Below are 26,016 nucleotides of genomic sequence, written 5' to 3' on the forward strand. Positions count from 1 at the left end.
CTCACTTGCCGATCGCTTCGCGCACAAGCGACAGGGCCTCTACATACTCCGGGCCGTTGTCATTCGCCCAGGCTTCCCAGAACGGCGCCAGCTTTTCGCGCGCGACAGCGGCATCACCATCCGCGGCTTCGGTGATTTTCATCCCCGCTTCGGCCTGCGCGGTTTTCTGGGTTTCTTCATCGGTCAGGAATTCCGCCGTGATCGACTGACCTTCCTCGGCAACGATATTGCGCAGGACGTCCTGATTTTCCGGGCTGAGCGCGTCGAAGACATCGGTATTCGCGATGATCACCGAATTGCCGTAATTCACCGCGAAGCGATAGTTATAGGGCAAAAACTCGTGCCAGTTCTTGGCCCCGCCCGCACTTGCCGTCAGCACCCCGTCAATGACGCCGCGCTCCAGCGAGGTGGGTACCTCGCTGCCCGACAGCGTGATAGGCGCACCGCTGAACTCCTCGACAAAGCGGCCCTGTTCGGGGGAGGTCACGCGTATTTTGTGGCCGGACAGATCATCAAGACTGCTCATTTCAAAGGTGGTGAACAGCACCTGCTGTGGATAGCGATAGCCGCCCAGCAGGGTGACGTTCTGTTCGGCAAAGGCCTCTGTCAGGATCGGCTCCATCGCGGCATAGGCCTTGTTCCATTCCTCGTCATTCTCGATCAGCATCGGCAGGTTCAGCACCCGCGCGATGGGCACATTGCCCGAGAAGAAAAAGTCGGCGGCGAAATCGACGATCCCGTCGCCCGTGGCCTGAGTGATATCCTCGGACGAGATCTGCAGCGTCTTGCCCAGATGGATGGTGATCGTCAGATCACCGCCAGTTTCCTCGGCGACACGCTCGGCGATGCGGTTCATGCCCTTGACGGCGGCGGTGGTCGAGACCGCCGAATAGGTATAGCCGGTCCAGTCATCGGCCTGCGCCGTGACGACCGTCGCGGCAAGAGTAGCGATTGCTGTCATCGTAAACAACTTCATGTGTCTTCCCTCCGATTGATTGAATAGGGTCAGCCCGGCCTATTGCCAGGGCGTCGGTTCCCAGATGGATTTCGCGATGGCGGATTGTTCGGCGGCGAGTTTTGCAAAATCATCGCCGGTCACGAAGGCCATCGGGTTGCCCTGCTCGGCCATCATGGCCTGAAACTCGGGGTTGTCGTTGACGGCGCTCAGCGCCTGGCGAAGCTGGTCGGCGAGTGCGGGATCCATCCCTGCCGGCCCGACGATGCCGCGCAACGATGACATCTCAACGTCATATCCCAGTTCCTTTGCAGTCGGCACATCAGGCGCGAAGCTGGATCGTTCATCAGCAAGCACCGCGAGCACTTTGATGTCGTCCCCGAAAGAGGTGGTCTGGCTGAGCGCCATGGTGCCCGCCGCGACATGGCCGCCCATCAGCGCGGTCCGTGCCAGCGCCGCGCCCTTGAACGGGACCAGCGTGAATTCGGCACCAGCTGCCTGTTCGATCATGATCGCTGCGAAATGGTCGTTGCCGCCCAGCGAGGACAACCCGACCGTGATCGCGCCAGGCTCGGCCTCGGCTGCGGTCAGGAAATCGTCCAGCGTGGTGAATTCGGAATCGGCACCGACAACGATGGTGTTGGGATCGTCTACGAAATTTGCCAGATAGGTAAAGCTGCCCTCATCATAATCGGCATTACGGTCATAGGTCAGCGCCAGCGCCGCCGGCAGATTGAAGGTGCCCAGCGTATAGCCATCGGGATCCGCTGTGGCGACTTCGGTAAAGCCGATCTGGCCGCCTGCGCCTGGCACGTTCTTGACCACGACCGCGGCGCCGTCGCCAAGCGCACCCTCCAGGAACTGCCCGACCGTCCGGGCCAGCACATCGGTGCCGCCGCCCGCCGCATAACCGACGACAATCTCAATGGGTTTTTCGGGGAACTCCGCCAGCGCCGGTGTCGCCGCGAGCGTGACGGCCAGGGCCGTGATGACGTTCCATGTCATGATAGTGTCCTCCTGTTATCAGTGGAAAAAAGTGCTGCGTCGATGCCGTAACAGCACGCGGCACTGTGCCAGAAAAGCGCGTTGCGTTCGTCGCAGCCGAGGGGTTCGGCCAGGCGCTTGAAGGCGTTCCAGAGCGTGCGATAGCCGAATTGTCCCTTGTCCACGGGAAAGTTGCTTTCGAACATGGCACGCTCTGGCGTGAAGAGGTCGAGGCAGGTGTCGACATGCGCGCGCCAATCCGCCACGAGGTCCTGCGAAGAGGGTGGGGCCGGGAGCGCGGCATAGTCGTAACCGATGACCGACAGACCGAAGCCGCCGATCTTGATCCGGGTGTTGGGAAGCGCGGCAACTCGCGCCAGTCCGTCGCGCCAGCTCCTGAAGCTGTCAGGGTCGTCCCGCCGGAACGGTCCGACGCCAAGCGGGCCTCCGCAATGATCGACGACAATGGTCAGATCGGGCACGGCGAGCGCGAGGGTCTGAACCTCGTCCAGTTGCGTCTGATAGGCCCAGACGTCTAGCACCAACCCCGACTCGGCCACCGCTGCGGCGCCTGCGTGAAACGCATCGCTGCGCAGAAGGCCGTCCGGTGCGGGCCGCGGGTTCGAGCGGACGGCAGGGTCGGGATGATAGGCCGTGGTGTTGCGAATTCCGCGAAGTTTGCCGCGCCCGGCCGCGACCAGCTCCTCTAACACTGGGCGCACCGCGTCGCCAAGCTGCAGATCGGCAAAGCCGACGATCCCGACGGGATGCGCGGGCCGGTTCGCTGACCAGTCGAGGATCGTCTCGACCTCTCCCAGCGGTTGGAACTCGACCGGCCCGTCGCTGCGGTATCCCGTCCGGCACTGCACATAGATGCTGGCGCGGATGTCGTGTCCGTCCTGCGCATCCTGCTGAAAATCATTGGCAATATAGCGCCCCTCGGGGCGGTCCCACAGGTGATGATGCGCGTCGAGGATGGGTTGGTCTGGCGCGAGAACCTCTTCCCGCGCCAGAGCGAGCCAGTCTTCCCGTACCGCGTGATGTGGGGTGGAAAGGACCATGCTCAGCCCTCCCCCTCGATCTTCTTGCCCTTGAAGAAACGGCGCTTCAGGGACGGGCCGAAGACCACGGCCAGCGTCATCGCGACAAGGATCAAGCTGGTCGTATTCTGGAACAGAACGCCCCAGTTGCCGCGACCGATTCTAAGCGCGAGGCGCAGGTTTTCCTCGGCGAAGGCACCTAGGATCAGTCCCAGCACCACTGGCGGCAGCGGGAATTTCAGCTTGTCCATGACATAGCCGATCGCGCCGAAGCCCAGCATCAGGTAGACGTCGAACATGCGGCCATTGATCGAATAGACGCCGATCAGCATCAGTACGATGATGACCGATCCCAGAAGCGGACGCGGCAGTTTCAGCAGTTTTGCAAAGCTGTTCGTCGCAAGGCTGCCGCCCACGAAGATCAATAGGATCGCCCCGAAGAGGAACTGCCACATGAAGCCAAAAACCACATCGGGGTTGTCGCGGAACAGCATCGGCCCCGGCTGCAACCCGTGGATCAGCAGGCCACCCAGCATGACTGCGGCGACCGCGGTGCCTGGAATGCCCAGTGTGAGTGCCGGGATCAGTGCTGATGCCGTGTCGGCATTATTCGCAGTCTCAGCCGCAGCCACGCCCTCGGGCTCGCCGTTCCCCCAGGTTTCGGGTGTCTTGCTGGTGCGGCGCGCCTCGTTATAGGACATGAAGGCCGCCATTGAACCGCCCGCGCCGGGGAGAATGCCGATCCAGATGCCGATCAGCGATCCGCGCAGCCAGGTTTTCCAGAAACCGAACATGCGAGGCAGGGCCTTCCAGATCGGCTCGGTCCCCAGATTGTCGCTGGCCGAACCATCGGTTTTCAGCGGCGTTTCCAGCAGGTCGATCACCGGCGGCAGTGCGTAAAGCCCAACCAGCAGGATGACGATATTGATGCCGTCCAGCATCTCCAGCTTGCCGAAGGTGTAGCGGTCGACACCGAGGATCGGATCCGAACCGATAACCGAGACGAAAACCCCGAAACAGGCACTGATCAGGCCTTTGACGACGCTGCCACCCAGCAGGAAGATGATGCTGCAGAGCCCGAAAACCGCGACCCAAAACACCTCCGCGGGGCCGAAGAGCAGCGTGACCTTGGAGAGTGGCGGGGCGAGCAGCATCAGGGCGAATGCACTTGCAATGCCGCCAATCGCGGATGAAACGACCGCGACCTGCAACGCAAATCCGCCCTCACCTTTTTGGGCCATCGGATAGCCGTCAAAACTGGTTGCGACGGCAGCCGGCGTACCGGGAATGCGCAAGAGAACGGCCGGAATTGCCCCGCCATACATGGCGCCATTATAGATGCCAGCCATCAGGCCAAGCGCGACCAATGGGTCGAGCCCGAAGGTGAAAGGCACCAGAACCGAGATCGCCATCGTCGCGCTCAGCCCAGGCAGGGCGCCGACAACGATACCTGCCACCACGCCGATGATGACTGCCGCGAAGTTCGCGAAGGTCAGGACCGCAGGAAGTGATTGAAGAAGATCGGAATACATGGCGCCCTCAATTTCCCCAAAGGCGACCTGCAGGGAATTCCTGCGACATCGCAATGCTGAAGATCAGATAGATAGCGGCCAGCACAATTACCGTCGCAGTTGCCAACCCGACGGGGTTGCGAAAGCCAAAGACATAGGCAACCAGAGGTACCGAGATTGCTGTGCTGACATAAAACCCTATGAAATCGACCGATAGTGCGTACAGGACAACCAGTCCGAAGGCCAAGGCGACCCGTTTCGGCGACCGGGTCATTGTCTCTGCGGGTTCACCTGCGGCAGCCTTGCGTTGATCATTGACCAGCAGAAAGGCCGCGAGGATCATTAGCGAAACCAGCATTGCGGCCGGAAGCAGCGCCGCCATAGGTGGCAGATCGAAGGTCGGAACGATAAATACAGCAGCCGCGACGAAAATCCCGATGGCCGTCAGTGTCTCGGGCCTCAGCAGGCGAGAACGGTCCGGATTGGACATTATTTCAGCTCCTTGTCTCGGGGTGAGTTGGCAGCGCGGGACTTCGCACCCGCGCCGCGCAAGTATTACTGCCAGGGAGTTTCGTCCCAGACCGTTTTTGCCAGATCGAGCGTCTCGGCATTCAGCGACTGGAAGTCTGCGCCGACGACGACTTCGACCGGGTTGGCTGTGGCGGTCATGGCGGCGGCAAATTCTTCGTCGCTGGCCAATTGGCCGAACGCCTCCAGCAGCTTGGCCGATACATCCTCGGGCAGACCCGCAGGGGCAACGAAGCCACGCATCGAACCGTTGATCAAATCGACGCCCTGCTCCTTGAAGGTCGCTACATCAGGCGCGAAGTCCGAACGCTCGTTCTGAGCGATCCCAAGGATGTTGATCTCATCCTTAAAGCTGGCGACCTCAGAGATGTTCAGAATGCCCATCGCGACATGACCGCCCATCAGCGCCGTGCGGGCCGGTGCCGAACCGCGGAACGGGACGATGGTGAATTCGGTTTCGGTCAGGTTCTGCAGCTTGGTCAGCATGAAATGGTCGTCGCCGCCAAGGCTGGACATGCCCACCGTCACCGCGCCGGGTTCAGCCTTAGCCGCTTCCAGAAGCTTGTCGAACGTGTCCAGCCCACTGGCTTTCGAGGTCACGATGACGTTCGGATCGTTCACCACGTTAGCGAGATAGGTGAAGCTGTCGGCATCATAGCCCGCCTCGCGATCCAGCGTCCGCGCCATCATGCCCGGCAGGTTATAGGTGCCGATGGTATAGCCGTCGGGATCAGCCTCGGCGGTTTCTGTAACGCCGATCTGCCCGCTGGCACCCGGCACGTTCTTGACGACAACGCTGGCGCCGTCGCCTAGGTATTTCTCAAGGAACGGCGCGACAGTGCGCGCCATCACATCGGTGCCGCCCCCGGCCGAAAAGCCGACGATCACCTCAATAGGCTTTTCCGGGTATTCAGCGGCAGCGGTGCCGGCAGTCATGATCAGCGCACCGATCAGTGCGGTCTTCTTCAAGTTGCGAAACATGTTGGTCCTCCCTTTCCTTCGCTTGGTTAGTCTTGTGGAAATGTGCAGCCACGCTCATTCAGCGCTGCATCAACCCAGGCACGGTCATTGGTGCCTTCCGAGATGGCCTTCATTTGGCGCGCCTCGGCATCCTGTTTGGCCAACGTCTTTTTCAGGATCTCCTCAGCATCGGCCAGCGGCACGGCCAGCACTCCGTCGGAATCGCCTATGACAATATCGCCGGGCTCGATCACCATGCCGTCCAGACTGATCGGTACGTTGATCTCGCCCGGTCCGTCCTTGTAGGGACCGCGATGCGTTACGCCTGCCGCAAAGGTCGGCAGGTTTGTCGAAACAAACGCGTCCACATCTCGGATCGCTCCGTTCAACACGAAGCCAGCCACGCCGCGCTTGACGGCATAGGCCAGCATCAACTCGCCCATCAGCGCGTTGGTCAGATCACCGCCAGCATCGACAACGATCACGTCGCCGGGCTCGGCAAGGTCGATGGCTTTATGCAGCATCAGGTTGTCACCGGGGCGAGACCGCACCGTCAGCGCCACGCCAGCCATGCCGCCTGAGGCGTGCATCGGACGCAGTCTAGGCCCTGCCGCCGTCACCCTGTTCATGGCGTCGGAGACATTGGCGACCGGCAGCTTGGCAAAGGCGTCGACAAGTTTTTTTGGCGCAGTCGATTTTCGGTTCAAGATACGAAACCCTACGGACATATTCATTCCTCCGATGTGACAAGAGATTTGGCGGCATCAGTCAGCATGTCGCGATTGGCAATGCGTGCGGCAGGAACCGGCTGACCTTCGAGTATCTGAAAGATCCCACTGACCGCATCGACGCCAACACGGGCACCGGCCTCGCGAGTGACCCCGCCGATATGAGGGGTTACGACAATTCGCGGCTCCGCCCAGAACGGATGGTCTGAGGAAGGCGGTTCGACCGCAAAGGAATCAAGTCCAGCCCCCGCCAGATGCCCCGATTGCACAGCCGCGAGCAGCGCGTCCTCATCGATGAGGCCCCCGCGTGCGGTGTTGATGACATAGCTGCCCTCAGGCATCGCCGCGATGGCCTTGGCATTGATGATCTGGCGCGTTTGATCGGTCAGCGGGCTGTGCAGGCTAAGTATATCGGCGCGGGGCAGAATCTCTTCGAATGTCTCAAAGCGCTCAGCTCCCAGCCGTTCAAAAGCATCATCGGGTGCGTAGGGATCATAGCCGACGAGATTAAGGCCCAGGCCCTTGGCAATTTCGCCCGTTGCTTGTGCGATCGAACCCATGCCCAGCAACGCAAGGGTCGAGCCTCTCAGCTCACGACCCTGAAAACCCGGCTTGTCCCAGCGACCCGCACGCAGGCTGGCATCAAGTGGCAGGATCTTCTTAATGCTCGCCAGCATCAAGGCAATCGCATGCTCGGCCACGGAAACGGCATTTGCGCCCGTCGCGACAAGGACAGGTATATTCCGCTCGGCCGCGGCCTTCAGGTCGATATTGTCGACGCCGACACCATGTTTTGAAATCACCCGCAACTGTGGTGCCGCATCCATGACACTGGCATCCACCCGGCCCATACGCGATACGATGCCGACTGCCCCGGATTCCCGAAGATGAGCAGAGATCACCTCGCTGTCGGCGTAGGCGGGCGTGTGAACCGTCCTATAGCCGCGCTCGGCAACAAATTTCGCAGCACTTGGGTCCAGATCGGGACCGGTAACCAGGATCGCTTTGCTCATCGCATTCGTCTCCATGCACCCTGCGGCGCAGGGCGTGAGTTGTAATCATTTTTTGCTTGTGCTCCGCGCAGCCCTCCAGCGGACGCGGTTATCTCCTCTTTATCGAAATAAAGAATAGTCTTGCTTAATGACAGCGAATAATTATCATCTATAAATTAAGAAAATCTGGATTTATGAATGGACACGCGCCAGCTAAAAACCCTGATCGCAATCTCAACCCACGGCACTTTCGCAAGGGCTGCCGATATTGTCGGCCTGACTCCATCAGCCGTCAGTCAGCAGGTGCATGCGCTTGAACAGGAGCTGAATACCTCGCTCTTCGAGCGCAGTTCGCGCCCGCCTAAGCTGACGCCAAATGGACTGCAGGTTCTGGAGATGGCCAAGGATATCCTGCGACTGGAAGACGACACCAAGGCGAGTCTGAAGGGCGACAGGATCTCAGGCACTTTGATGCTTGGTTCCGTCAGGTCCAGTGCTTTGAACCTGCTTCCCCAAGCCATTGTGAAAATGCGTAGCCTTTTCCCAGATCTGAAGACGAATCTCCGGGTCTCGCTTTCGTCAATCCTGATTGCTGATGTCGCCGCAGGTCGTCTGGATGCTGCCGTCGTGGCTGAGCATGTCGGATTTCCGTCCGCGCTGAGGTGGAGCCCGTTTCTGCGAGAACCGCTCTGGCTGATTGCGCCTAAAGGCACCGAAGGTGCTGATCCCATCGCTTTATTGAATTCCAGGCCCTATGTCCGCTTTCGCAGTGCCGTTCCCTTGGCCAATATGATTGACACCGAGATATCGCGATTGGGCGTTGTGCCGAACGACGTTGCAGAAATTGATACAGTCGGTGCAATCGTGACCTGCGTACGCCAAGGTATGGGTATCTCCGTTGTCCCACATGTCGCCTTGCAAGAGGTGGAAGATCAGGACTTACTGAAGCTTCCCTTCGGACACCCCCAGATCACAAGGCAGATCGGCATCGTCGAACGAACTGTCGCGCCCCGCACGGAGATCATTGCTCAAATGCACGAGGTTCTGGCCGGTTTCTGCGGTGAATATGGCGTTGAAAGAGAGTTAACTCCGTAAAAACAAAGTTGTCATTTATCGATAATACAGGGTCTGAGCGACAGAGCTGAGATCGAGTATCAAATTACCAAGAGTTGATTAATTTCTGGATCTCTGCAGATCTGCTAAGATCATAGTGGCACTCTTCTCCGCGACTTCCGCCCCCTTCCGCTTTTCTGCCGCTCTGACCGGCAATGTGTGACTTGATATGCGCGCGAGGCTCAGCCTCATGTGGAACGCAAGAAGGAGGCGCTGGGCAAGGTCAAAAGACTGGAGACAGAATGAGAAATCGGCCCGAGAGGCGGTGCCGGAGCCAGGCCGGGACCATCATATCTGCGACAGCGCCGGGGGCCGTGAAGACCTAGGCGGCAGGTCATAAGCCTCCCGATCCTGTCGAACAGCTTCGATACCGCCTTACCTCGGTTTCGGCGATAGGACTAGTCGCAGCGCGACGGCGCTGCCGCTATGGGCATAGATGATCTGCAGTGTGATCGAGGATCTGATCGTCATCCATGGCCTCCGCCTGACGCATAACGAAGCTCTGGAGAAAGACATCAGCGCCTGTGCCATCGTTGCAGATGCGATGGTTCGGCTGCGGATGCGGCCTCAGAGCTATTCCATGATCAAGTACATCTGGTTCAACCGGGACAAGCCGGATTGAAACCCGGGGTGCGAACCCTGGGTTCGCGGGTAGATGATTAAATCGCCCGATTAAATCATCCACGACCGTTTCCACAGTTTCCGTCAGGGTCCGACTCAGCGCAGATAAAGCGAGAGAAGGACTGAAATGACCGAAGAAATCTGGAGACTGCCGCGGGTGATGCAGGCCGTCGGCATGGGCCGCAGCTGAATCTACAAGGCGATGGCCGAGGGAGATTTCCCGGTGCCGATCAGGCTCGGCAAACGTGCTGTCGGCTGGAAACGCTCGGACGTGGGTGCATGGCTGGAAAGCCGCGCGCGAAGGGCGCTGTGATGGCTGGCAGGGTTGGTAAATTCCCGCAGACCGGCCGTGGTTCTTACGTCAACCTGCGACCACTGCGCTGGGCTGAAGACATCTGCTGCCTGCAACTCGGCCCCAGATCCCTGCTGCAATTGCTTGCCCGCCGCAGCGATGAATTCGGCTGCTGCAGCTATCGCCAGGAGGTGCTGGCCAGAGAACTCGGATGCTCGAAGCGCAGTGTGTCGAACGACCTCCGCATTCTGCGCCATTTCGGTCTGGTCAGGCTGATCGGCAGGCAGACGGATTTTCAGAGGATCAGCAGCGTCTATCACCTGGTCGGCTGGGGCGAACGCAAGGCGATTCCGATTTCCGGCCACCCGGTCTTCGGGCGATATGTCAAGGAGCCCGGCGGGCGGGATCGGCTTGAGATCGAGAGGGCGCAAATCCTGCTGCGTGATGCGGAACGGATTGCAGCGCATAATAAAGACTCTGAATTAAATACGACTTCTGCTGAAGAAGAGATTCTGGAGCTTTGCATCCGGGCGCTGGGAAACTGGCCCGGCGATGCCGATCTGGAACGGCTGCGCTGCGATCATCTGACGTTGATCGACCTTGTGGGGGAAGGGTACTCGCCTGAGGCCGATATCCTGCCGGTGTTGCGCCGGAAGGCGGCGTCGCGCTACCGGCCCAGGGCCATACGAAGCTGGCGCTATTTCGAGGATGCCATTGCGGAATATGCGGGTAGCCGAAGAAGGGCAGCGGTGGAGTTGCCTGAGGCGGCGCAAGCGCCGCAACCGGTGCCGTCTGGTCCGACAACGGCCGATCTGGCCACGGCAGAGACCCGGCGGGCGCTGCAACGCGCGCTGGAGGAACTGGCCCGGCAGCGTGGCGCTTTGGAGGGGGGCCCGGCATGCTGATGATCCATCAAGCACCAGCGGTGCACATCAAGGTACGGGATGCAGCCGAGGTTACGGGTCCTTCCGGGGGCATATCCCATGCGGGGGGCGGAAGCGCGCGAGATCACCAGTTCCAGGGAATTTTTTTGGGTTCGCAGTTGGGTTCGCGGGTTCGCACCCGGGTTCGCAGGGAGGTTCGCAGTTGTGAGAGGCCAGATGAGTTGCACGTCCGGCTCAGCGCCCGCAGCTGGCTGACGGTGCCGGTCCGGTGAAACGTCCCAATCCGCTGCCCCCCGACCGGATGGACACAAGTGAGCGCCTCCGCACCCTCTGTCACCTGTTGGCGCTGGGTCTGTTGCGCCTGCGCTGCCGCGACCGCGACCAATATGAGACAGCCGGCATGATCAGAGATCGTTCGACTACACAATCTGCCGCCGGAGAGCGGTACTCCGACACGACGAACCGGAGGTCCCGATGACGACGCATGATCCCATTCCCGCGCGGCTGGCCGCGCTCAAGGCGACTCCCACGGCCGATCTGAAGCGGCAATGGCGTGACCTGTTCGACAGCGAACCGCCCCGTTCAACCGGCGCTATCTCGAAGCCCGGCTGGCTTACCGCATTCAGGAACTGGCCTATGGCGGGCTGAAGCCGGAGACCATCCGGCGGCTGGAGCGGCTGGGCGAGGAGCTCGACGGCGGAGACAAGACGAAACGCGGTATCCGCGCCGACCGCGACCGTCCCATTACCGGCACGCGGCTGCTGCGCGAATGGCAGGGGGTCGAGCATGTCGTCACCGTCCTACTGACGGCTTCGAATGGCAGGGGCGGCCCTACAGATCGCTCTCCGCCATTGCGCGGGCCATCACCGGGATGCGTTGGAACGGCTGGGTGTTCTTTGGGGTTAAGGCGCGGTGGCCGTAGGCCAGCGGAGGCTCCGGTGGAGCCTCCGCAGCGCCGTACGCACGATGCGCAAGCATCGGGCCGGCAAAGGAACCACAGGGGACGGGGATGACGATGGCTCCGGAAAAATCGAAGATCGTTCGCAAGCTGCGCTGCGCGGTCTACACCCGGAAATCCTCCGAGGAAGGGTTGGAGCAGGAGTTCAACTCGCTTCACGCCCAGCGAGAGGCCTGCGAGGCATACATTGCCAGCCAGCGCTCCGAGGGCTGGGTGCCGGTCCGGGATCAGTATGACGATGGAGGTATCTCCGGCGGCACGCTGGACCGCCCCGGCCTGAAGCGGCTGCTGGAAGACATCGAGGACGGGCTGGTCGATGTCGTCGTGGTCTACAAGATCGACCGCCTCAGCCAGTCGCTGGCCGACTTCGCCAGGCTGGTCGAGGTCTTCGACCGCAACGGCGTGACGTTCGTCAGCGTCACGCAATCCTTCAACACCACCACCTCAATGGGCCGGCTGACGCTGAACATTCTGCGCAGCTTCGCTCAGTTCGAGCGGGAGGTGACCGCCGAGAGGATCCGCGACAAGGTCGCCGCCAGCCGCAAGAAGGGCATGTGGATGGGCGGGGTGCCGCCCTACGGCTACCGGGTGGAAAACCGGAAATTGCTGGTTGACCAGAAACGCGCCGAACATGTCCGCTGGATCTTCGCCCGTTTCCTCGAGGTCGGGTCCTGCACGGAACTGGCGCGGGAGGTCGCAACGCGGGGCATCCGCTCGCCGCGCGGCAACCGGATCGACAAGAAATACCTCTACCGCATGCTCAACAACCGCGCCTATATCGGCGAGGCGGTCCACAAGGGTAACAGCTATCCCGGCGAGCACGACGCCATCATCGACCGCGAGACATGGGAGCGCGTCCACGCCATCTTGCAGGAAAGTCCCCGCAAGCGCGCCGCCCGGACTCGCGCCGATACGCCTGCGCTGCTGAAGGGGCTGCTGTTCGGTCCCGATGGCGCGGCCTTCTCGCCGACCCATACGCGCAAGGGTGGCCGGCTCTATCGCTATTATGTCAGCCAGACCGTGCTGAAACATGGTGCCGGATCATGCCCGGACGGCCGTGTGCCAGCGGGCGAGATCGAGGCTGCGGTCATCGACCAGCTGCGCGCTGTCTTCCGCCAGCCCGAGATCGTCGCAGGGACAGGGAAGGCTGTGCGGATGCAGGATGGGGACATCACCGAAAATGACATCCGCGAAGCCCTGCAGCAGTTCGACTCGCTGTGGGATGAGCTCTTCCCCGCCGAACAGGCGCGCATCGTGGCGCTGCTGGTCGAGCGTGTGGACATCGGCACCGAGGCCCTGAATGTCCGGCTGCGGGTCAACGGGATGACGGCACTGGCCCGCGAAATCGCGCAAGACGTCGAAGCCGCCGCATGACCCGGACCACCCCGGTCCCGGAGACCGTTACCATCCATGTTCCGTTCCACATTGTAAAACGCGGCGGGAGGAAGGAATTCCAGCTGCCTGAGAATGCGAAACAGAAACGCGCACCCGACAACACAGTGATCAAGGCACTGGCCCGCGCCTTCCGCTGGAAGCAGATGCTGGAGTCCGGAGAGTTCACCACCATCGCCGAACTGGCCGAACGCGAGGGGATCGCGCTGTCCTACACGACCCGCGTGCTGCGCCTGACGCTGCTCGCACCCGACATCGTCGAGGCAATCCTGGAAGGAAAGCAGGGGCCGGAGTTGACGCTCGCGCAGGTGCTGGAACCGTTTGCGATGGAATGGGCAAAACAGCGAAAGGGCTTTGGCAGCATCGAACGAAACCTAGGCTAAACTAAACTCGCAGAGGACAAAGCGGTTTGTCATGACAGCGAATTCTAAAATATCGGCTTAATCAATTGAAAATAATAAATTTATATTGTATTCAGAGTAATTTTATAGGATTTCTATTGCAGGGCGTCCTTGGCCGCGATAATAGGTATTTACAATTCCAATTCTGGGTGATTTGCAAAGCAATCCAGCCCCAGAGATACCCAGCCTAATGCGGTTTGGCTTTGGTCTATCCTTGGTGCTGCAGGGTTTATCGTCGCCGCAGGTGCAATCGGATATGAACCCGTACCCCTCCAAACTACCCGAGGGTTTGGTCATTATCCCCCGGTTCCATTCTGAAGGAGCAACTCATGACATCAAGACAGTCCCTCAATCGCCGGGCCCTCCTGAGGGGTGCAGTGGTTTCGGCATCTGCTGTGGCGCTTCCTGGGCTGCTGCGTGCGCAAGATCGACTTGACCAGCTTGCGCTTTTCGGGCCGCCCGCAGGACCCTCGGTAACACTGGCTCATGCGGTTGCGACGGATCGTTTCGCTGACATCGCTACAGCCGCAACGATGACGGCCTGGCGCACGCCGGATGAGTTGCGTGCAGGCCTGACCTCTGGGCAGATCGTCGCATCGGTGGTGCCAGCGCAGCTTGCAGCGAATCTTTATAACCGCGGCTTTCCGATTCGTCTGGCCAATATCATGACGGAAGGCCTGCTTTATGTTCTTTCGGAGGATCGCGAGATCGGGGCGATCCCCGACCTCGCCGGGCGCAGCGTCGCGGTTCCGTTCCGCGGGGACACGCCGGAAATCCTATTCACACAATTGCTGCGCCATCACGGCCTCGGCGAGGAGGATCTGACGGTGAGCTATGCCGGTACGCCGGTTGAGGCGGTGCAACTTTTGCTTGCGGGCCGGGTTGAAGCCGCAATGGTGGTGGAGCCTGCTGCGAGTGCCGCGGTGATACAAGGTCGGCAAGCAGGCAAGGATGTAACCCGCGTGATCGACATCACCGCAGAGTGGGGGGCGATGACGGGCGGACCCGCAGTTCTGCCCATGGCCGGTCTGGCATTGACCGAAGCAATCTATGCCGAGGCTTCCGGTTTGGTGGAACCGATACGCGCCGCAATTCGCGAGACGCTGCCGGAGGTGCTGGCCGATCCGGAGGCTGCAGCGGCAAATGCGACAGGGGTGCTGGGTCTGCCGGTCCCAGTTATCGCGGAATCCGTGCCAAACTCCCGCCTTGTTGCGCGAAACGCCTCGGAGGTCCGGAGTGAAATCGAGGCGATGTTCCGCGCCATGGCTGGCGATGATCTGGGCCGCATCGGCGGTAAAATGCCCGGCGAAGAATTTTATCTCTGAAGCCGATGATGGGGGCCGCGCTTCTGGACAGGCTGGGCGTCGTTCTGCGTGCCCTCTGGTCCGGCTGGGCAGGCCTGGCTGCACTTTGCCTGTTGGCGGCGCTCTGGCAGGCGGGCCATGAGGCTTACGGCCCGTTCATTCTGACGGCACCGCTCGATACGCTGCGGGCAATGGGGGTTCTTGCTGCAGATCCCTCATCTTGGGACATTGCACTGCTGACACTGCAGCGCGCGGTCACTGGATTTTTTCTGGCCGCCGTCACCGGCATCATCGCCGGTGTCGTTGCAGGGTACTGTCCGGCCGTGCTGCGTTTATGTCAGCCTTTGCTGACAGTGCTGCTTGGGGTCCCGCCTATTGCCTGGATCGTGCTGGCGATGATCTGGTTCGGAGGCACCGACGCTACGGTGAGAGTGGTCATTCTTGTTTCTGCCCTGCCGATCATATTTGCCGGAGCGGCTGAAGGTATTGCGACGCGTGATCGCGGACTGGACGCGATGGCGCGGGTTTTCGGTGCCGGACCGCTGCACCGGTTCCTTGACGCGGCATTGCCGCAGGCTGCCAGCGCGATTTTTCCCGCGCTCAGCCTGGCGCTTGGGATGGCGTTCAAAGTCGCTGTGATGTCAGAATTGCTGGCCAATGCGGGGGGAATTGGTGGCGCGCTTGGCGACGCACGGGTTCAACTCGACATTGCGCAGGCGCTCGCATGGGTCGCAGTGGCCGTGACGCTGCTGGTGGTGGTCGAATACTCGCTGATACAGCCGCTGCGTGGCGAGTTGGAGCGATGGCGGCGCGCGACCCGTCCGTGGGGCGTCAAGAGATGAGTGTTCTGCGTCTTGAAAATATCGGGCAGTCCTATTTCGGGCGCACGGTGCTTGACCGTATAAATATCGACATTGCGGCAGGCGAGATCTTGGCGCTGGTCGGTCCTTCGGGCTGCGGCAAATCCACACTCGCACATCTTTCTGCCGGGCTGTCGGAGCCGCGTACCGGTCGTGTCCTGCGCGGCTATACCCGGCATGCGATGGTGTTTCAGGAACCTCGGCTGATGCCGTGGCGCACGGCATCGTCGAATATCGGCTATTCTCTTGTGCGGGCAGGCTGGTCGCGGTCGATGAGGCGCAGACGTGTCGCGGAAGTTGCTGAAGAGGTCGCACTAGATCCCGACGATCTGAAGAAATATCCCGGTGAGTTGTCAGGCGGGATGAAACAGCGCGTCGCGATTGCGCGGGCGCTTGCGGCCAATCCGGACTTCATCTTCTTCGATGAGCCCTTTACCGCGCTTGACGTGGCGCTCAGGCGGCGCATGCAGGATCTGGTGATTGCGACCTGCGCGGATAAGGGTATTGCCGGATTGTTTATTACCCATGATCTGGAGGAGGCAGCGCGGCTTTCGCATCGGATTGCGGTACTCGACACACGCGGTCGAGGTGTCTTGGGTACGAGGTCATTGAAAGGCACCCCTTCGGGTAGAACCGACGAAACCGTGCATGACTGGGTAAAAGCGGCACTCAGACAGGATCCGATATTTCGGCACATTCATGATGTGGACGAGAGGCAGACGGCATGAATGATGAGCCCGATAGCAAGCGGCATCGTATCATGCCGGAAACGCTGCCCGGAAGGCTCGCGGATGAGGGGTTTCGTCTGTTTTTTCCGCTTTCGGCAGCATATGCGGCGCTATTTCCAGTCTTCTGGGTGCTGGCGATGAAGTTGGGATTGCCTCTTGCACATACGGTCCCGAGTTCGCTTTGGCATGCGCATGAAATGCTGGTCGGTGCATTTGGCGCGGCCCTGATCGGATTTCTGACGACGGCGATACCGGAATGGACGGATACCGAGCCTCTGCGCGGTCGCCCACTTTGGCTCTTGGCAGCCTTATGGGGTGGTGGGCGCGTGATTGGGCTGCTTGGCTGGGATGGAATGAGCGCTGTCGGTGCGCTTGCTGATCTGGTCTGGATCGCTGCGCTTATCTTGTATGTCATCCGCCTTTCCGTCAGGCAACGCTCCGACAACTTGCTGTCCTTTGCCTTTTGGCTGCTCCTGTTGTGGGGGTGTGTCGCCGTCGCGCGGATCTCGTTTCTGACCGGAGATATTGCGCGCGCCTCGACCGCAATTCAACTTTCTGGGTTTGCCTTTCTTGGCCTTCTGGGCCTTGCATTGGCGCGTATTACTGTGCCTGTGACCAATCTTGTGCTTGATCCATCCGAGACGACCTCGCCGTTCCGGCCCCATCCAGGACGACTGAACCTGGCGGCTGGCTTGGTTCTGGTTGCGATATTTGGGCAGGCAGCGGGGCTATCGCCAGCAGTTGCGGGCTTTCTGGTTTTTGCCGCGGGTGCTGCCTTCATGGACCGTGTTGCGGAGGCCTTTATCGGGGTGAAGGCGTTCAGAGCGGAGATTTTGATTCTCGCGGGCTCCAGCGGTTTGGCCGGGGTGGGCCTGATGATGGTCGGGGCGGCCAAGCTGGGTGCGCCCTGGCCGGAGGTGACGGGGCTGCATGTGACCTTCATGGGTGGGCTGGGTCTGGGTGTCTATGCAGTTTTCTGCATTGCCGGTCTTTTGCACACCAACCCGTCCCTGGGCCTTTCATTGCCGGTGCGATTGGGCGCTCTGATGCTTCTGCTCTCGGTTATTCTTCGGATTATGCCGGATATTGGAATCGCTCTTCCCGGCTCGGTATATGCGTATTCTTCGTTGGCCTGGGCGCTCGGTTTCCTCATATGGCTCTGCGCATACTGGCCTTATCTGGCATCTGTCGCGAGCCCGCCTGCCGAAGCTGCGTCGGGCGACGCAATGATGCCGCTGTCGTCCGATGAACGGGAATGTGAAATCGCTGCCGCCGAATAATGCATGTTGCATGGTGCAAGCCGGCAGCGATGTCTTTGTTTTGGTGATCCTCTTCCTTAGAACCGTAGCCTTGTACCCAGATAGAAGGCGCGACCCTCACCCGGGATGAAGGCGGCTTGCTGAGGCATGGCCTGATCGACCACCAGTGTCGAAGACGCATAACGTTCATCGAACAGATTGGTGACGCGTCCAAAAATCTCTGCCTGATCGGAAAGTGCATAGGAGGCGCTGACATCGACAAGAGCATACGGGTCGTTAAACACGGTGTTCATGTTATCCACAGGTGTTTCCTCCGGCACCCAATGCAGCTTGCCGCCAACGGCGAAGCGTTCCGTTGCCTGCCAATCCATTGCCAGACTGATGACGTTGCGCGGTGCGCCTGCCAGCCGGTTGTCGCCACGCATCGGATCGTCATCGAAACGGAAATCCTGCCATGTCCATGCCAGCCGGGTCGAGAGATCGGGGGTCAGTTCACCGCTTAAACCAAGCTCGATCCCGCTATGGATCGTCCGGTCGGCATTGACCGATGCCCTTGCCGCGCCGGTTACATCACGCAGAGAGAGCAATTCGTTCTTCAGGCGAGAGTGATAGGCTGTGGCATCCCATGCGAAGCGGTCGGTTTCGCCCCGCCAGCCGATTTCCAGAGTGACCGATTCCTGCGCGTCCAGATCGGGGGTTGCGAAAAGCGCCCCGGTGCTGACGGGCGAGGGGCGACCCGGTCCCGTATTCGCAGTGCCGTTTATCGTGCCCAACAGGTCATCATGGGTTGGCGGCTCAAAGCTCTTTGACAGCGACACCCAGGCCAATTGTCGCTCGGCGGGCCGCCATGACAGCGCAACTGACGGAGCCAGCCCGGAATAGCTCCGGTCATAATCTGTTTTCGCGCTCGGGACAGGGATCGCCGGAAGCGGCAGGCTTGGGTTCATTGGGTTGAAACCCGCAGTCGGTCTTGTCGCGGCATTCCAGAGATCGTCGTTTTCCCGCGTGGCATAAATATACGCCAATGACGGGGACAGGGTGAACTCGCCAAGCTCCATGTTACCACCCGCATAGAGCGACAGTGAACCTGATTTGAGCCGGTTGCTGCCAAAGGCAGGCCCGCGACGGCCATTCAGATTGTGGTAGTAGTCCCGATCCGCCTCGCCACGCGACCAACTCAATCCCGCCTCAAATAGCGGCAGATCGCCTTTCCCTTGCATTGTATAGCGCGCGATCAGTGTGGCGTCGGTGCTGTCCGTATCTCGGAAACCGGCCGAAACGGGGAAACCGAAACTGTCATCCGTGCGCGACAGGCTGAACCCGAGATCATATGTATGCGGGCCGTCCTCCCAAGTGCTGCGCATCCCGGCCATCGTCTGATCGGTTTTGCGTTTGGGGCGGTCGCGCAGGACATTGGGGCCGGGATTGGTCGGCCTGCCAGCGACGATCACCGGGCCGGTATGGTTCGATTCCGGGTCGTTCTGCACCGCGTTCCATGTCAGCGGTCCGGCAATGTCGAATTCAAGGCTGGTATGGCTGAGGAACAGTCGGGTGGTCGCCGCCCCGGTCTGCAGGCTGACATTACCGCCGATGCTGGTCCGCGCGGAGGAATTGTAATCGCGATAACCGTCGCTTTGCGAATGCTCAAACCGCAGCAGCGTATCGGCGCGAGGACCGTCGACACCATAGCTCGCAACCAGATCGCTGCGTTCGAAACTGCCGCCGCCGAATGAAAGCCGCATACCCGGTGCCGATGCTCCGGAAGGGGAGACGAGGTTGATCGCACCGCCCAGCACGGTTGCGCCAAGCCGGTTGGCGCTGCTGCCGCGCAGGATTTCAAGCGTTTCTGCCTGTCCGGGTGAGGCAAGGCCGACAACATAAGCTCCATCGGCGCGGTTGACCGGCATCCCATCCATTAACACCAAAAGACCCCGCTCTGCAGGGTTCTGCTGCTGACCCGAGCCGCGGATCTGAATTCGCGGCTGATCGTTTCCGCCAAAGAATTCCTGCGTGACGACGCCGGGCACAGAAGAGAGCGCATCGGATAGTTTTGGTGCGACCTCGCTTCGCGGGGTATCACCGCGATCAATACGGGTAACGCCGCCAGGGGTCACGGCGAAACGTAAATCGTCCGGGTTCTCGGCGTGCAAGATGATCGGATCGAGCACGATGACCGCGCCCGGCGCGACGGATTGCGAAAAAGCAGGGGAACAGATCAGGGCTGCACCAGCGAGCAGCTTGGAAAGCGCAAGGCCTTTCCGGCTGTAAAAACGTCTTATATCATTTGCCATAAGCAGACCTTCAGCAATGCGGTGGCAGGGGGCGGCTGGCAATTGCTGGCGGATATTGCGCCAAACCTGGTCAAATTGGGACCGGCGCAGGAAGATACTAGTTCGGCATTTGTTTAGGCGACTTGACTTTCGTCAGTTCGGCATAGCGCTAACTTCTGGCCATCACTTCCGCCGCCTGCTTTAATATGCACTGCGTATGTTAATTCAACAATTGGATCGATTAATGCGTCTGACGTCTTTCACCGATTACGGTTTGCGGATGCTGATGGTTTTGGCCAAGCAGCCGGGAGAATCTGTCTCCACGGCTGAACTGGCCGAAGAACTGCAGCTACCGCGTAATCACCTGACCAAGATCATGCAGCATCTCGCCCGTGCCGGAATTGTTCAGACGCGGCGCGGCGGCGGCGGAGGGGCGACGTTGAAACAGGCACCGGACCAGCTACGGTTGGGAGGGCTGGTTCGTCTGCTTGAGGAAAAGCAGCCGCTGGTCGAGTGTTTCCGGCCCGGCGGCAGCGACTGCATCTTCGCAGGCTGCTGCGGTCTGAAAACGCGGTTGCGATTGGCTGAAACTGCGTTCCTTGCCGATCTCGACCGCTCAACGCTGGCGGATATCGTCCCGCAACCGATGTGATGGCGGTAAGATCGGGTTGGCGGATCAGGCGGGACCAACAAACACTCGCGGCGCTTATTGAGGATGCTCGTCCCGTGGTCTCAGCGCGCGATAGGCATGCCATGTCCCGTGACCGAGCAATGGAAAGACAATAATCAGGCCAAGCAGCGCTGTGGTGATACAGAGGATAAACAGCGTTAGCACGATTGCACCCCAGGCGATCATGACCGGCCGATTGTTCCAAACCATCGCCATACTGGTCCCAAGGGCAGAGAGTGCATCGGTCCGTTCATCAAGCAGCATAGGCACGGCGAACACACTTATCGCAAAGGAAAACGCTGCGAAGAGTGCGCCCACAGCGCCGCCGACCAGCAGCAGCGACAGACCTCTCGGCGTGGTGAAAAGCGTTTGGACAATTTCATCCATGCCGGGAAAAGGCTGCACACCAAAAAACAGTGCCCATAGCAGAACGGCGGCGCGGTTCCACAAGAGAAACAGCAGAAGCAGGATCACGCCCATGAAAAAGGTCGAAACAGTCGAGCGCGGTTTTACAAATACCATTTCTCCGATCGATGTCCTGCGCCCCGCTTCGAGGTTTCGGCTTTTGATATAAAGCCCGTTTGCCACTAGCGGACCTATGACCAGAAAACCGGCAAGGGCAGGGAACAACGCATAGTCCAGGCGAAACCGATACAGAAGCCAGACGACAAGGGCCGAGGTCAGGAAAACCCCGAATCCGTAAATCAGACTTGGCAACGGGTTGGTGCGCAGGTCCGACCACCCCAGATTCAGCCATTGCCCTGCTGTCTGCCAGGGCAGGTCCCGCGCCATCCGGTTCTCGACGGGCAGAGGCGGGACGACATCGGGAATAAGACCGGGGTTATCGCTGGCTTCAGGCGGCGGAGGAGCGGTATGATCACTTAACATGATGGCTTCGCCGCACGCAGTGTCGCGACGCCTTCCAGTTTGGGTTGAAGGACGCAATCCGGTCGCGACGAGAAGGCGACAGAGATCAGATGAATATTCGCCCCAATGAAGATTGCGATGGTCAGGGCGGTCGCTGCCAGCGCAAACAGCCGTGAACCCGTCCAGAAATCGCGATAGAATACCTGTCTCATTGAGGGTTACCGTCCTGCTGGCCGAGCTCTTCCAAATAAATCGCCAATATCTTTCGTTCCGTTTCAGGCAGACGTTCTTCCCATGCGGGCATCCACCCTTGGCGGCCACCGAAAATCGTGTCGAACAACTCCCTGCTGCTCCCGCCATAGATCCAGAAATCATCGGTCAGATCCGGCGCGCCCATTGCAATGTCGCCGCTGCCGTCCTCGGCATGGCAGGTCACGCAATTATCGGCAAACAGCGATTTTCCCTGCTCCGCCTGGGCGGAGAGGCCGGAGGTCCCTGACAGGCTTCGGACATAGGCTGCGACCGCGCGTATATCGTCTCGTGACAGGATGCCGTCGCGTCCGAACGCCATCATCTGGCCGAAACGGGTCTCCGGATGATCGCTGTTGATTCCGACGCGAATGGTCTCCATCACCGTGTCGAACTCGCCGCCCCATAGCCATGCGGAGTCGGTCAGGCTCGGAAATCCGGGACCGCCATTGGCATCGAGGCCATGACAGGCGGCACAATTGTCACCGAAAAGCTGCGGTCCGGAGGTGCGGACGATCTCGGCCAGATCCGGGTCGGCCAGTATCTTCTCGACCGGAAGATCGGTGATCCGGGCGGCCCAGTCAGCGCGCGCTTCGTCAGCTTCCAGAACGGCCTGCTCGACCTCCTTTCGCTGATCAGTGGACAACAAGCCCTTGGTATAGGTCGAGACCAGCGGCCATGTCGGCAGCAATAGCCAGATGATAAAGGACCAGATGGCCGTCGTGGCGATGAAAAACCACACCGGGCGAGGAACCGGTGTGTTCAGCTCGACAATCCCGTCCCATTCATGCCCGGTGGTCAGATGCCCGGTCAGCGGATCGCGCTCCTTCACCGACATGGCCCGTCCTCATCATCGAGAACACTGTTGGCGGCACGGTCGAAGCGTCCCTGCAAAGACGGCCAGAAAGCGTAGATCGCGGCTGCGATGAACATTGCCATCAGGTAAAAAAGCCCGAGTGATTTGGCGAGACCGACCAGAAGGTCATGCGTGATCTCCATCGGTTAATTCTCCACAATCTGCTCAATTTCGTAGGGTAGACTGGTCAGCCGTCCGAGGATCTGGAGATAGGCGACCAGCGCATCCATTTCCGTCACCCGACCCGGATCGCCATCGAACACCCGGATATTGGTCGCCTCGCCGTAGCGGTCGATGACGCCATCGACAGCACCGCCATCAGGCCGGGCTTGTGCCAATGCGTCTGTGGTTGCATTGGCGATCTGTTCTTCCGAATACGGCACGCCAACCGTCCGTAAGGCTGCAAGCCGCGGCGGAAGGCTGGCGGTCTCCAGAACTTCACGCTGCAGGAAAGCGTAGCTGGGCATGACTGATTGCGGCACGACGGAGCGTGGATCGATCAGGTGACGGCTCTGCCAGTCATCCGAATATTTTCCGCCGATCCGTGCCAGATCGGGTCCGGTCCTCTTTGAGCCCCACAGCATTGGATGATCGTATTGGCTTTCGGCGGCGAGTGAATAAGGTCCGTAGCGTTCTACCTCATCGCGAAGTGTCCGGATCATCTGGCTGTGACAGGCATAGCAACCCTCACGGATATAGATATCGCGCCCGGCCTGTTCCAACGGTGTATAGAGCCGCATATCGGCGGCGGTTTCAACGGTTTCGTCTATGGTGAACAGCGGCGCGATCTCGACCATGCCGCCAACGCTTGCCACGGCGATGATGCCCAATGCCAACGCCATTGAATGCCGCTCTGTCCGGTAGTGGGTTCGCGCCTGAAAATCGAACATGCGCTTAAACGGTTTTAGCAATCTGTCCAGCATTGCGTTACTCCGCAGCCGGCAGCGCCGGTTCACTTGTTTTGGATGGTGTCGGGTGATCCCGCTTTGGCACAAATTGCGGCGCCTGGCGGACTGTCATGGTGACATTCCACAATGCGATGCATGCGCCGGTCAGGAACAACAGCCCGCCGAATGCCCGCGCGATATAGTAGGGATGCATTGCCATCATGCTTTGGAGGAACGAGTATTGCAGTGTGCCTGCCTCGGTATAGGTCCGCCACATCAGGCCCTGTATGACCCCGCTGTTCCACATCGCGAAGACGTAGATAACGGTTCCCGCAAGGGCCAGCCAGAAATGTCATTCTACCGCTTTCCGCGAATACATGCCTTCCCGCCGCCAGAGCAGCGGGACAACCGCGTAAATCGACCCGAAGCTGATCAGTGCAACCCAGCCCATTGCCCCGGCATGGACGTGGCCGACGGTCCAGTCAGTATAATGCGACAGGCTGTTGACTGGACGGATCGCCATGAAGGACCCTTCGAATGTGGACAGACCATAGAAGACGGCGGCGACCATCATGAAACGCAAAGTGGCGTCGTCGCGCACCTTGTGCCATGCCCCGTTCAGTGTCAGCAGGGCGTTCCCGGCCGAGGCCCATGACGGCACCAGCAGCATGACCGAGAAGGTCATTCCCAATGTCTGAACCCAATGTGGCAGCGCCGTGTAATGCAGATGGTGCGAACCCGCCCACATGTAAAAGAAGGTAATCCCCCAGAAGGACAGGATCGACAAACGATAAGAATAGATCGGACGTTCGGCCCGCTTGGGCAGGAAATAATACAGCATGCCCAGAAAGCCCGATGTCAGGAAGAAGGCCACGGCATTATGGCCATACCACCACTGTGTCATGGCGTCCTGCACACCTGAAAACAGCGAGTAGCTTTTCGCCCCTGTCAGGCTGGCCGGAACGGCGAGGTTATTGACGATATGCAGCATCGCCACGACCAGAATGAAAGCCATGTAGTACCAGTTGGCGACATAGATATGCGGCTCGTTCCGGCGGGCCAGCGTTCGGATGTAAAGGACGAAGTAGGTCACCCAGACCACCACCAGCCAGATATCGGCATACCACTCCGGCTCTGCATATTCCTTGGATTGGGTAACCCCCATGACATATCCGCTAGCAGCGACGACGCAGAACAGGTTGTAGCCCAACAGCACGAACCACGGCATGAGTTGGCTGGGCATCCGTGCCCGCGAGGTTCGCTGCATGATATGGAACGACGTGGCAATCAGCGCATTGCCGCCAAAGCCAAAGATGACGCCAGAGGTATGAACCGGTCGTATTCTGCCAAAACTGGACCATGCAGCATCGAAGCGCAGTTCCGGCCAGGCCAGCATGGCGGCAACCCAGACCCCCACACCCATGCCGATCACCGCCCAAATCAGGGAAAGAATGATGCCGACTTTGGTTGGGTCGTCGTAATAGCTCTCGATGCGATTTTCGTACGGAGGTTCTGGCTCTCCGATGCGTCGCAGCAAAATCAACGACAGAACGGCGCCATAAATGAGAACGACCCAACCCTGCGAACCCATCAGATCGCCATTCCCGACCGCAGCCATCAACAGCCCGGTCAACGTCACCATGATGCAGATCGCAAGGGCGTATTGTCGCTCTGCTTGCGTAAGTTTTGATATCATTGCCGTGGCTCCTTCTTTTCCGGCGGAAGCCCGGACGGGAGAGGTCTGTCGTCATCATCGAAAAGGATGCGCTGTGCGTCGCCGGTCAGATCTTCATACTGGCCGGTACGGAGGCTCCAGAAAAACGCCAGCAGCCCGACACTGCCCATAAAGAGAGTGATCGGGATCAGGAAAAAGTAACTCATGCTCGGCCCCCGCAGTACGGCACTTTTCCAGCGTGATGCGACCATCTGCCGCGCGCATGATCCAATAAGGTTGTGCAGTCAGGCCTGATGTCGCTGATTTTGGGCGCGGCCAGCGTTGTTGACCTTAAAAATAATCGAAAAAGTTGCACGCTGGTAAAGATGGCCAACTTCGTCCCGACCTTGCCGGAAACAGGTTGCATGGGATTCGGCGTTACATTTTGGGGATCCGTTTTGACCGGAAGATGCGTCAACTTGCGGTGTCGGTCTCCCCTGGAAAGCGATGGTCTGTAATCATAATTAATATTCAAATACAGCCTATTGGCTGATATTTGGCCGCCTGATTTTGTCATGGTTAAACTCGATCACTCGTTCAGGATGGGTAGGCGCCTGTCTCAAACATTAAATGGTATTTTAAATACTTATTCAAGTGGCGGTCGCTGAAGTTAAGCGATCCGCGCGGGTTTGATGGTTCGCGGCGGTGATGCCGGAGCTGAACTCTTTTCCAAAGCGGTCAGGCAGGCTTGGAGCCATGTCCTTGCATGCGTTACAGTTTCGAGAACCGATGCGCCCGGTTTCGCTGAATGTCTGCAGATTATTGGCCGAAGGACCGTCGCCGGTTAAGCGATGGCAACTATGGAGAAAATGAAGTGACATTCCCGCTATGTTTAGCTGAGGTTCCAGCAATCGGTTTGCATGATCATCTTGCGGTTTTTTTTGGCGCAGCAGAAAACGGCACTCTTCATTATCGTTATGGAGATGCGGTGCGCCTCTCCGGGCATTCCTGTGGCGTGGTGGCGACCGCATGGCTGATTGCTTGCGCCGGATT

General features: G+C 59.7%; 26 protein-coding genes and 2 pseudogenes. 12 read left to right on the forward strand and 16 right to left on the reverse strand.

Annotated features, from left to right (window positions below):
• Position 1: 1 nt before the first annotated feature.
• The 8 genes from dctP to PAF12_RS03860 form a co-directional block, all read right to left on the reverse strand.
• The gene (gene dctP / locus PAF12_RS03825) at positions 2-976 is read right to left on the reverse strand and encodes a TRAP transporter substrate-binding protein DctP (RefSeq protein ID WP_271108682.1); all 975 of its coding nucleotides are present in this window, start codon (positions 974-976) and stop codon (positions 2-4) included.
• A gap of 39 nt (positions 977-1,015) precedes the next feature.
• Positions 1,016-1,960: a tripartite tricarboxylate transporter substrate binding protein gene (locus tag PAF12_RS03830; protein ID WP_271108683.1), complete on the reverse strand. Its 945-nt coding sequence runs from the start codon at positions 1,958-1,960 to the stop codon at positions 1,016-1,018.
• Positions 1,957-3,000: an amidohydrolase gene (locus tag PAF12_RS03835; protein ID WP_271108684.1), complete on the reverse strand. Its 1,044-nt coding sequence runs from the start codon at positions 2,998-3,000 to the stop codon at positions 1,957-1,959. The genes PAF12_RS03830 and PAF12_RS03835 overlap by 4 nt, the downstream gene beginning before the upstream one ends.
• Positions 3,001-3,002: 2 nt before the next feature.
• On the reverse strand, positions 3,003-4,511 hold the full coding sequence (locus tag PAF12_RS03840; protein ID WP_271108685.1) for a tripartite tricarboxylate transporter permease: 1,509 nt from the start codon (positions 4,509-4,511) through the stop codon (positions 3,003-3,005).
• Positions 4,512-4,518: 7 nt separating this feature from the next.
• Positions 4,519-4,980 (reverse strand): tripartite tricarboxylate transporter TctB family protein, encoded by a 462-nt coding sequence (locus PAF12_RS03845; protein WP_271108686.1) that lies wholly within the window; start codon positions 4,978-4,980, stop codon positions 4,519-4,521.
• Between the two features lie 65 nt (positions 4,981-5,045).
• Positions 5,046-5,999 (reverse strand): tripartite tricarboxylate transporter substrate binding protein, encoded by a 954-nt coding sequence (locus tag PAF12_RS03850; RefSeq protein WP_271108687.1) that lies wholly within the window; start codon positions 5,997-5,999, stop codon positions 5,046-5,048.
• A gap of 26 nt (positions 6,000-6,025) precedes the next feature.
• On the reverse strand, positions 6,026-6,706 hold the full coding sequence (locus PAF12_RS03855) for an RraA family protein (protein ID WP_271108688.1): 681 nt from the start codon (positions 6,704-6,706) through the stop codon (positions 6,026-6,028).
• A gap of 2 nt (positions 6,707-6,708) precedes the next feature.
• The gene (locus PAF12_RS03860; RefSeq protein ID WP_271108689.1) at positions 6,709-7,719 is read right to left on the reverse strand and encodes a hydroxyacid dehydrogenase; all 1,011 of its coding nucleotides are present in this window, start codon (positions 7,717-7,719) and stop codon (positions 6,709-6,711) included.
• Positions 7,720-7,896: 177 nt separating this feature from the next.
• Between PAF12_RS03860 and PAF12_RS03865 the strand changes: the two genes are divergently transcribed.
• The 11 genes and pseudogenes from PAF12_RS03865 (at position 7,897) to PAF12_RS03915 (ending at position 17,531) form a co-directional block, all read left to right on the forward strand.
• Positions 7,897-8,793 carry a LysR substrate-binding domain-containing protein gene (locus PAF12_RS03865; RefSeq protein ID WP_271108690.1) on the forward strand — a complete coding sequence of 299 codons (897 nt, stop codon included), beginning with the start codon at positions 7,897-7,899 and terminating at the stop codon, positions 8,791-8,793.
• Positions 8,794-9,247: 454 nt separating this feature from the next.
• The gene (locus tag PAF12_RS03870) at positions 9,248-9,433 is read left to right on the forward strand and encodes a hypothetical protein (RefSeq protein ID WP_271108691.1); all 186 of its coding nucleotides are present in this window, start codon (positions 9,248-9,250) and stop codon (positions 9,431-9,433) included.
• Positions 9,434-9,634: 201 nt separating this feature from the next.
• Positions 9,635-9,745 (forward strand): AlpA family transcriptional regulator, encoded by a 111-nt coding sequence (locus tag PAF12_RS03875; RefSeq protein WP_271108692.1) that lies wholly within the window; start codon positions 9,635-9,637, stop codon positions 9,743-9,745.
• Positions 9,745-10,629: a hypothetical protein gene (locus PAF12_RS03880; RefSeq protein WP_271108693.1), complete on the forward strand. Its 885-nt coding sequence runs from the start codon at positions 9,745-9,747 to the stop codon at positions 10,627-10,629. The genes PAF12_RS03875 and PAF12_RS03880 overlap by 1 nt, the downstream gene beginning before the upstream one ends.
• A 453-nt stretch (positions 10,630-11,082) precedes the next feature.
• Positions 11,083-11,530: pseudogene (locus PAF12_RS03885) on the forward strand (DUF2924 domain-containing protein).
• Positions 11,531-11,617: 87 nt separating this feature from the next.
• Positions 11,618-12,940: a recombinase family protein gene (locus PAF12_RS03890; RefSeq protein WP_271108694.1), complete on the forward strand. Its 1,323-nt coding sequence runs from the start codon at positions 11,618-11,620 to the stop codon at positions 12,938-12,940.
• Positions 12,937-13,341 carry a hypothetical protein gene (locus tag PAF12_RS03895; protein ID WP_271108695.1) on the forward strand — a complete coding sequence of 135 codons (405 nt, stop codon included), beginning with the start codon at positions 12,937-12,939 and terminating at the stop codon, positions 13,339-13,341. The genes PAF12_RS03890 and PAF12_RS03895 overlap by 4 nt, the downstream gene beginning before the upstream one ends.
• Positions 13,342-13,688: 347 nt before the next feature.
• The gene (locus PAF12_RS03900; RefSeq protein ID WP_271108696.1) at positions 13,689-14,684 is read left to right on the forward strand and encodes an ABC transporter substrate-binding protein; all 996 of its coding nucleotides are present in this window, start codon (positions 13,689-13,691) and stop codon (positions 14,682-14,684) included.
• Between the two features lie 8 nt (positions 14,685-14,692).
• Positions 14,693-15,505: an ABC transporter permease gene (locus PAF12_RS03905; protein ID WP_271108697.1), complete on the forward strand. Its 813-nt coding sequence runs from the start codon at positions 14,693-14,695 to the stop codon at positions 15,503-15,505.
• Entirely contained in the window at positions 15,502-16,251 is a 750-nt protein-coding gene (locus tag PAF12_RS03910) for an ABC transporter ATP-binding protein (RefSeq protein ID WP_271108698.1), read from the forward strand. Before PAF12_RS03905 ends, PAF12_RS03910 begins: the two co-directional genes overlap by 4 nt.
• Positions 16,248-17,531: an NnrS family protein gene (locus tag PAF12_RS03915; RefSeq protein ID WP_271108699.1), complete on the forward strand. Its 1,284-nt coding sequence runs from the start codon at positions 16,248-16,250 to the stop codon at positions 17,529-17,531. Before PAF12_RS03910 ends, PAF12_RS03915 begins: the two co-directional genes overlap by 4 nt.
• A 56-nt stretch (positions 17,532-17,587) precedes the next feature.
• Here the strand turns inward: PAF12_RS03915 and PAF12_RS03920 are convergent, their stop codons facing one another.
• Positions 17,588-19,801 (reverse strand): TonB-dependent receptor, encoded by a 2,214-nt coding sequence (locus PAF12_RS03920; protein WP_271108700.1) that lies wholly within the window; start codon positions 19,799-19,801, stop codon positions 17,588-17,590.
• Between the two features lie 223 nt (positions 19,802-20,024).
• Here PAF12_RS03920 and PAF12_RS03925 point away from each other — a divergent pair, with 223 nt between their 5' ends.
• Positions 20,025-20,432 carry an Rrf2 family transcriptional regulator gene (locus tag PAF12_RS03925; RefSeq protein ID WP_271108701.1) on the forward strand — a complete coding sequence of 136 codons (408 nt, stop codon included), beginning with the start codon at positions 20,025-20,027 and terminating at the stop codon, positions 20,430-20,432.
• Positions 20,433-20,486: 54 nt separating this feature from the next.
• Here the strand turns inward: PAF12_RS03925 and PAF12_RS03930 are convergent, their stop codons facing one another.
• The 7 genes and pseudogenes from PAF12_RS03930 to ccoS form a co-directional block, all read right to left on the reverse strand.
• On the reverse strand, positions 20,487-21,338 hold the full coding sequence (locus PAF12_RS03930; RefSeq protein ID WP_271108702.1) for a DUF2189 domain-containing protein: 852 nt from the start codon (positions 21,336-21,338) through the stop codon (positions 20,487-20,489).
• Positions 21,332-21,529: a hypothetical protein gene (locus PAF12_RS03935; protein ID WP_271108703.1), complete on the reverse strand. Its 198-nt coding sequence runs from the start codon at positions 21,527-21,529 to the stop codon at positions 21,332-21,334. The genes PAF12_RS03930 and PAF12_RS03935 overlap by 7 nt, the downstream gene beginning before the upstream one ends.
• Positions 21,526-22,404, reverse strand: coding sequence for a cytochrome-c oxidase, cbb3-type subunit III (ccoP, locus tag PAF12_RS03940; protein WP_271108704.1), 879 nt, complete (start codon positions 22,402-22,404; stop codon positions 21,526-21,528). Before ccoP ends, PAF12_RS03935 begins: the two co-directional genes overlap by 4 nt.
• Complete coding sequence (locus PAF12_RS03945; RefSeq protein WP_271108705.1) at positions 22,395-22,565, reverse strand: cbb3-type cytochrome c oxidase subunit 3; 171 nt, start codon at positions 22,563-22,565, stop codon at positions 22,395-22,397. Before PAF12_RS03945 ends, ccoP begins: the two co-directional genes overlap by 10 nt.
• A gap of 3 nt (positions 22,566-22,568) precedes the next feature.
• Entirely contained in the window at positions 22,569-23,312 is a 744-nt protein-coding gene (gene ccoO / locus PAF12_RS03950) for a cytochrome-c oxidase, cbb3-type subunit II (protein WP_271108706.1), read from the reverse strand.
• Positions 23,313-23,349: 37 nt separating this feature from the next.
• Positions 23,350-25,005, reverse strand: a pseudogene (gene ccoN / locus PAF12_RS03955) (cytochrome-c oxidase, cbb3-type subunit I).
• Positions 25,002-25,190 (reverse strand): cbb3-type cytochrome oxidase assembly protein CcoS, encoded by a 189-nt coding sequence (ccoS, locus tag PAF12_RS03960; protein WP_271108707.1) that lies wholly within the window; start codon positions 25,188-25,190, stop codon positions 25,002-25,004. The pseudogene ccoN and the gene ccoS overlap by 4 nt, the downstream one beginning before the upstream one ends.
• Positions 25,191-26,016 lie beyond the last annotated feature (826 nt).

Source organism: Paracoccus sp. SCSIO 75233 (genome assembly GCF_027912675.1).
Taxonomy (GTDB): domain Bacteria; phylum Pseudomonadota; class Alphaproteobacteria; order Rhodobacterales; family Rhodobacteraceae; genus Paracoccus.